Consider the following 6,843-nt stretch of genomic DNA (forward strand, 5'->3'; position numbering starts at 1 on the left):
AGAACCTCGTCCCGGCTGATGCCGGAGACGGGGTATTAACATATCTGGCGTTGACTTTTGGCACGCTGTTGAGTTCTCAAGGAACGGTCGCTTCCTTTGTACTCACCCTCTCGGGCTTTCCTCCGGGCGCTTCCCTTCGGTGTTTCAAACCCTACCAGGCTTTTTCCGTCTCTCTGACCACCCTCCTGCGAGCATGCAGAAGAAGATCCAGAGATCAGGATCTGATGAGTTTGGTTGCCGCCAGGGACTGGACACTGTTTCGTGCCTCTCTGCCCCGAGCAGGGTTATGACTGTACACGCGGCCTTGAAGGCCATGCAAATCGCCTTGGTTGGTGGTCTAGACCACTAGCTGGTAGCTTCTGTCCGGAACCGCCAGTTCATTTGACATACGCTGCTGCTCGGTGCGCCGTCCGGGACAGGCGGTGACGGCCCGCGAGCAGCTCCACTCCCTGGGAGGCTTCCCATGACCACCGTGACGTCCCCTCTCGCTGGACGGGCCATCGGACTGGCCGCAGTGCCGGACCCGGTCTTCTCCGGGGCCATGGTCGGCCCGGGTACCGCGATCGATCCCGTGCGGGAGCCTTCCGAAGCGGTGGCGCCCGTGGACGGCGTCATCGTCTCCCTGCACCCGCACGCGTTCGTCGTGGTCGACGAGAGCGGCCACGGGGTGCTCACCCACCTCGGCATCGACACCGTGCAGCTCAACGGCGAGGGCTTCGAACTGCTCGTCGGCAAGGGGGACCGGGTCGCCCGGGGCCAGGCCGTCGTCCGCTGGAACCCGGCCGCCGTCGAGGCCGCCGGCAAGTCCCCGGTGTGCCCGGTCGTCGCCCTGGAAGCCACTGCCGAGTCCCTCTCCGAGCTGCGTGACAGTGGTGACGTGAAGACCGGCGACAGCCTCTTCTCCTGGAACTGACGGCCGGACCGTCCCAGGACGGCGTACAGGACAACCACCGCGGCGGGACCCGCCGCACTACCGGAGACGGGTGAGATGGAGACAACGCTGCGAGGCGTCGGCGTGAGCCATGGTGTGGCGATCGGCGAGGTTCGGCACATGGGCACGGCGGTGCTGGAGCCGCCGGCCAAGCAGATCCCCGCCGAGGACGCCGAGCGGGAGCAGGGGCGCGCCCGGCAGGCCGTGGACGCCGTGGCCGCCGATCTGATGGCGCGCGGCAATCTGGCGGGCGGCGAGGCCCAGGCCGTGCTGGAAGCGCAGGCCATGATGGCCCAGGACCCCGAGCTGATGGCGGACGTGGACCGGCGGATCGCCGTCGGCAGCACCGCGGAGCGCGCGGTGTACGACGCTTTCGCGGCGTACCGGGAGCTGCTGGCGGGTGCCGGCGAGTACCTCGCGGGGCGCGTGGCCGACCTGGACGACGTGCGGAACCGTATCGTCGCGCGGCTGCTGGGCGTGCCGATGCCGGGTGTGCCGGACAGCGACCAGCCGTATGTGCTCGTGGCCCGGGACCTGGCTCCGGCCGACACGGCGCTGCTGGACCCCTCCCTCGTGCTCGGCTTCGTGACCGAGGAGGGTGGTCCGACCAGCCACAGCGCGATCCTGGCGCGGGCGCTGGGCGTGCCGGCCGTCGTGGCGCTGCCGGGCGCCGGTGAGCTGGCCGAGGGCACCGTGGTCGCCGTGGACGGCAGCACGGGCGATGTCTTCGTCAGCCCCAGCGAGGAGAAGAAGGCGCAGCTTTCGGCCGCGGCCGCGGAGCGCAAGGCGGCGCTGGCCGCCTCTACGGGTCCCGGTGTGACCGCGGACGGGCACAAGGTGCCGCTGCTGGCCAACGTGGGCGGGCCGGCGGACGTGGCGGCGGCGGTCGAGGCGGGTGCCGAGGGCGTCGGTCTGTTCCGTACCGAGTTCCTGTTCCTGGACGACAGCAAGCAGGCTCCTTCCGAGGAGAAGCAGGTGGAGGCCTACCGGCAGGTGCTGGAGGCGTTCCCCGAGGGTCGTGTGGTCGTGCGGGTGCTGGACGCGGGCGCGGACAAGCCGCTGGACTTCCTGACGCCGGCGGACGAGCCGAACCCGGCGCTGGGTGTGCGGGGCCTGCGGACGCTGCTCGACCACCCGGAGGTGCTGCGCACCCAGCTGACGGCGCTGGCGAAGGCCGCCGAGGGGCTGCCCGTGCACCTCGAGGTTATGGCGCCCATGGTGGCGGACCGCCGGGACGCCAAGGCGTTCGCGGACGCCTGCCGGGAGGCGGGCCTGCAGGCCAAGTTCGGTGCGATGGTCGAGATCCCGTCGGCCGCGCTGCGGGCGCGCTCGATCCTGCGGGAGGTCGAGTTCCTGTCGCTGGGGACCAACGACCTCGCGCAGTACACGTTCGCGGCGGACCGGCAGGTGGGTGCGGTGTCGCGGCTGCAGGACCCGTGGCAGCCGGCGCTGCTCGACCTGGTGGCGCTGTCGGCCGAGGCGGCGAAGGCCGAGGGCAAGAGCTGCGGGGTGTGCGGTGAGGCCGCGTCCGATCCGCTGCTGGCCTGTGTGCTGACCGGTCTGGGTGTCACCTCCCTGTCCATGGGTTCGGCGTCGATTCCGTATGTCCGCGCCACGCTGGGGAAGTACACGCTGGCGCAGTGCGAGCGGGCCGCGGCGGCGGCGCGTGCGGCGGACAGCGCCGAGGAGGCGCGCGGCGCGGCTCAGGCGGTGCTGTCGGGCGAGTAGCCCGGTGCCGTAGCCGTGCCGGTGCCCTCGGGTGCCGTCGGTCAGGGGCGTCCTGCCTTCGGGCGGGGCGCCCCTGGTGTGTTTTCCGGCGGTGGCCGGGGGTCAGTGGCGGTGGGCCGCTGCCGTGCCGTCGTCTCCGAGGTCGGGGGCCGCGCCGTAGTCGACGCCGGACTCGGGTGCGATGAGGTCGCCGGATTCGACGTCGGTGCAGTAGGCGTCGAAGACTTCCGAGGCCGTCAGGGGTTCGAGGGTGCCGCCGCGCAGCCGCCAGCCGTGGACTCGGTCGGCGGTGCCGGCGGCGCTGGTGCGGATGACGAGGCCGCCGGGGCTGCGGGTGGCCAGTCCGAGGGCGAGGACGCTGGTGAACTCCAGGGCCTCCGCCTCGTCCAGGCGGGTCGCGCCGGTGCCGTCCTGGTCGCCGTGCAGGACGGAGACGAGGGTGTCCGGTGGTCCGGAGACGGTGCAGACGAGGTGCCGTTCGCCGGGTGGGGCGGTGTCGAGGATGCGGACCAGGAGTTCGGAGGCGCGGGTGAAGGCGGCCCTGCCGATGTCCTCGCCGCAGGTCGGGCAGGGGCCCAGGCGGGTGAGGAGGGTGGTGGCGTACTCCCAGGTGGCCTGGCGCACGGCTTCGTCCACCAGCCGGGGCAGGAGGTCGGTGAGCGGGCGGCCGTCGTAGGGGATGGTGGGGCCGGTGGCCGCGAGCTGTGCGGTGAACCGGCTGCGGCTGGCCGGGGCGTCCGGGTCGAGTCCGGTGTCCGCGCAGTACGCGGCGTAGTCCTCCGGGTCGAACAGGGCGAGTGTGGTGTGGCTGCCCTGTGCCGCGCGGGTCTGCAGGACCGTCTCCAGTTGCCGGAGGTATGTCGTGTGGTCGTCGAAGGTGAAGCTGCGGTAGCGCCGCATGGCGCGGAAGTCGTGGTCGTCGGTGAGGACGCCGATGGTGCCGGCGATCTCGCGGCGCAGGACGCGTCGCAGGGTCTGGTGGTCGGTGTGCGCCATGATTCCCCCAATGCGCGGTCGATCAGTGCTCACTCACCGTAGTGGTCGGCACTGACAACGGCCCTGCGCCGGTGCTCGCGGACCGGGGTGTGGGGGGCGTCTTCGCAGGTCATGGCTGGTGTGAGCAGGGTCGGTCCCGGACGCCGCGGTGGGGTTCGGCGGGGCCCGGGACCTGTGCGGAGGGTGATGTTCCGGTGGGTCAGCCGCGCTTGCGCGCCAGTTCCTCGTAGAAGGCGAGCAGGGCGAGGTTGTCGATGGAGCCGGGGTTGACCGCCTTTTCCAGGGGGGTGCCCTGCAGGAGACGCTTGACCGGGACCTCGATGCGTTTGCCGGTGAGGGTGTGCGGGATGCCGGGGACCTCGATGATCTCGTCGGGGACGTGCCGGGGTGAGAGCTGTTCGCGGATGGCCTGCCTGACGCGGTTCAGGAGCGTCTCGTCCAGGACGGCGCCCGGTGCGAGGTGCACGAACAGCGGCATCCAGTAGCCGCCGTCGGGCTGTTCGACGCCGATGACGAGCGACTCCCTGATCTCGGGGAGGCGTTCGACGACTTCGTAGATGTCGGCCGAACCCATGCGTACGCCCTGCCGGTTCAGGGTGGAGTCGGAGCGGCCGTGGACGATCACCGAGCCCCGGGAGGTGACGGTGATCCAGTCGCCGTGGCGCCAGACGCCGGGGTAGGTGTCGAAGTAGCTGCCGTGGTAACGGCTGCCGTCGGGGTCGTTCCAGAAGTGGATCGGCATGGACGGCATGGGCTGGGTGACGACCAGTTCGCCGACCTCGTCGACGAGGGGCCGGCCGCTCGGGTCCCAGGACTGCAGGTCGGTGCCGAGGCCGGGTGCCTGGAGCTCGCCGGTGTACACGGGCAGGGTGGGTACGGCGCCGGCGAAGCAGGAGCAGACGTCCGTGCCGCCGCTGACGGAGGCGATCCACAGGTCGGCCCCGCTGCCGGCGAACTCGTCGTGCAGCCAGCGGAAGCCGTCGGGCGGCAGCGGGGAGCCGGTGGTGGCGACGCACTGGACCGTGGACAGGTCGTAGTCGCGGGCGGGGTGGAGGCCGACCTTGCGGCAGGCCATGACGTAGGCGGCGGAGGTGCCGTAGAGGGTGGCCCCGGTGCGTTCGGCGATCCGCCACTGGGCGCCGGTGTCCGGGTGGCCGGGGCTGCCGTCGTACAGGACGACCGTGGTGCCGGTGAGGAGGCCGGAGACGAGGAAGTTCCACATCATCCAGCCGGTCGAGGTGTACCAGAAGAAGCGGTCCCCGGGTCCGAGGTCGCAGTGCAGGCCGAGCTGTTTGAGGTGTTCGACCAGGATGCCGCCCTGCGACTGGACGATGGCCTTGGGCAGGCCGGTCGTGCCGGAGGAGTACAGCACCCACAGCGGGTGGTCGAAGGGGACCTGCTCGTAGACCGGCTCGGTGTTCCCGGCGGTCAGCGCCGACCATTCCAGGGCACCTTCGGGGGCGTCGGTGCCCAGCAGCGGGATGTGGACGACGGCGCGCAGGGTGGGCAGCTCGCGGCGCAGTTCGGCGACGATCTCGCGGCGGTCGTGTTCCTTGCCGCCGTAGCGGTAGCCGTCGACGGTGAACAGGACGACGGGTTCGACCTGCTGGAAGCGGTCGAGGACGCTGCGGGCGCCGAAGTCGGGGGCGCAGGAGGTCCATACGGCGCCGACGGCTGCCGTGGCGAGGAGGGCGACGACGGCGTGCGGGATGTTGGGGAGGTAGCCGCTGACGCGGTCGCCGGGACGTACGCCGAGCGCGCGGAGCTCGGCGGCGAGGGAGCCGACCTGGCGGCGCAGCTCGGACCAGGTCACCGGGCGGGGTTCGTGGGTCTCGTCCACGCACAGCAGGGCGGGTTCGGCGGCGCGGTCGGACGCGGCGCGCAGGGCGTGTTCGGCGTAGTTGAGGGTGGCGCCGGGGAACCACCGGGCGCCGGGCATGGCGCGGTCGTCGAGCACGCGCGCGTAGGGGGTGGAGAAGCGTACGTCGAACCACTCCGTGACGGCTTTCCAGAAGGTGTCGAGCTGGTCGACGGACCACCGGTGCAGGGCCGGGTAGCCGCCCTCGGCCGGGGCGCCGTGGTGTTCGGCGGCCCACGCCTGGAACCGGGTGATGCGGGCCTTGGCGGTCCGCTCCGGATCGGGCTGCCAGAGCGGCTGGGGGTTCACGGTCGACATGGGAGGCTCCCGGGCTGTGCGCGTCGTGTGCGTCGGTCCGCGCACGGGCTGGGGTGTGCGCGTGACGCGGCTGACACGGACGATGCCATGTGATCGACTTCTGCACCAGGGTTCGCCCCACATAGTCGATGTCGTGAAGATGTGGCCCGGCCACGGGTGAACGGCAGTTGAACGGCACGCGCGCGTGGGGCGCGCAGTGGCAGGGTGAGCAGCATGGACGGTCGTGACCTGGTGCGTTCGGTGAGTGTGGTCGGTTCGGGGAGGGCGGCTCGGGGGTTGCGCACCGTGCGGGCCGCGTGGCGCAGGAGGCGTATCGACGCGGCCGGGCTGCCGCGGCGGGGGCCCGAGCGGGCCCGGGTGCCGGGGCAGGTGCGGGAGGTGGAGCCGGGTCCCGGCGGTGGTCTGATCCGGTTCGGCCGTTCCGAGCTGCGGATCGTCGTGGCGGCGAACGGCGCGGTGTTCTGGGGCTGGGACGGGGCGGAGGCGCTGCCGTCGTACGCGCTCGCCGGGAGTGGTCCGGAGCCGGATCCGCGGACGGTGCTGGAGCCGGACAAGGACGGCGGCTGGCGGGTGGTGGCCGAGCGGGTGACGGTGGTCGTGTCGCGGCACGGCGCGGTGGAGGTCTGCACGCCGGGCGGGGTGGTGCTGCGGCGGGAGCTGCCGCCGCGCTGGTGGGAGCCGGTGGACGGGGGTGCGGCGCGGTGGGTGCAGCGGTCGGAGGTGGCGGCGGACGCCCGGTTCTTCGGGCTGGGCGGGCGGGCGTCCGGTCCGCGGCTGCGGGACGGCAGGTACCGGCTGTGGAACACCGATCCCGGCCGGGCGTTCGGGCCGGGTGACGATCCGCTGTACCTGACCATGCCGGTGCAGCTGGTGGTGGCGGACGCGGGGACGCACCTGGTGTTCCACGACACCACCTGGGACGGTGCGGTGGTGCTGCGGGAGGGCGCGGAGGGTGCCGGGTCCGGGCACGACCGGGCGGGGCGCTGCGAGGTGCACATGGACGGCGGCCCGC

4 protein-coding genes and 1 pseudogene are annotated in these 6,843 nt (G+C 72.1%); 3 read left to right on the top strand and 2 right to left on the bottom strand.

Going from position 1 to position 6,843, the window contains the following annotated elements; all coding sequences use genetic code 11:
- Nucleotides 1-463 precede the first annotated feature (463 nt).
- Both H5J33_RS18590 and ptsP read left to right on the top strand, forming a co-directional pair.
- Complete coding sequence (locus H5J33_RS18590; protein ID WP_181796060.1) at nt 464-913, top strand: PTS glucose transporter subunit IIA; 450 nt, start codon at nt 464-466, stop codon at nt 911-913.
- A gap of 75 nt (nt 914-988) precedes the next feature.
- The gene (gene ptsP / locus H5J33_RS18595) at nt 989-2,659 is read left to right on the top strand and encodes a phosphoenolpyruvate--protein phosphotransferase (RefSeq protein ID WP_181796061.1); all 1,671 of its coding nucleotides are present in this window, start codon (nt 989-991) and stop codon (nt 2,657-2,659) included.
- A 102-nt stretch (nt 2,660-2,761) separates the two neighbouring features.
- On the opposite strand, the gene H5J33_RS18600 is transcribed toward ptsP, so the two are convergent.
- Together H5J33_RS18600 and H5J33_RS18605 are read right to left on the bottom strand one after the other, a co-directional pair.
- Nucleotides 2,762-3,655, bottom strand: a complete 894-nt coding sequence (locus H5J33_RS18600) for a hypothetical protein (RefSeq protein WP_181796062.1) — start codon at nt 3,653-3,655, stop codon at nt 2,762-2,764.
- A gap of 199 nt (nt 3,656-3,854) precedes the next feature.
- Entirely contained in the window at nt 3,855-5,831 is a 1,977-nt protein-coding gene (locus tag H5J33_RS18605) for an acetoacetate--CoA ligase (RefSeq protein WP_181796063.1), read from the bottom strand.
- A 213-nt stretch (nt 5,832-6,044) separates the two neighbouring features.
- Between H5J33_RS18605 and H5J33_RS18610 the strand changes: the two are divergent.
- Nucleotides 6,045-6,843, top strand: a pseudogene (locus H5J33_RS18610) (glycosyl hydrolase); the annotation flags it as partial.

Source organism: Streptomyces sp. WELS2 (assembly GCF_013870595.1).
Taxonomy (GTDB): Bacteria; Actinomycetota; Actinomycetes; order Streptomycetales; family Streptomycetaceae; genus Streptomyces.